The following is a 329-nucleotide window of genomic DNA, read 5'->3' as shown; positions in this document are numbered from 1 at the left end:
AGGCCCACATGGGGGAAATCGCCCCCGAACAGATCGCGACCGAAATCGCGCGTCTGCACTGACCCCCTCGCCTCACGGAGCTTCCATGAACCGCACCTTCGCCCCTGCCTTCGCCGCCGTCCTGGCGCTCGCCGCCTGCGGCCCGGCCGACGCCGACAACGGCGCGGCGCCCGCCAGCCCTTCCGCCGCCTCCGGACAAGACATGCCGCCCATCGCCCAGGTCGGCTTCAATGACCTGCTGCGCGATCCCGCAGCGCCCTTCATCGGCGCCGAGAACGCCGATGTGACCATCATCGGCTTCGTCGATTACAACTGCCCCTACTGCAAGA

Annotated in this window: 1 protein-coding gene; it reads left to right on the top strand. The window is 68.7% G+C overall.

The features are described from left to right. Positions 1-85: 85 nt before the first annotated feature. The coding region (locus CVH10_RS18950; protein ID WP_181244507.1) for a thioredoxin domain-containing protein at positions 86-329 on the top strand (244 nt) is incomplete at its 3' end.

This window comes from Halomonas sp. ND22Bw, from assembly GCF_003011945.1.
Classification (GTDB): domain Bacteria; phylum Pseudomonadota; class Gammaproteobacteria; order Pseudomonadales; family Halomonadaceae; genus Halomonas; species Halomonas halophila.
This window is presented reverse-complemented; position numbering and strand designations above follow the sequence as displayed.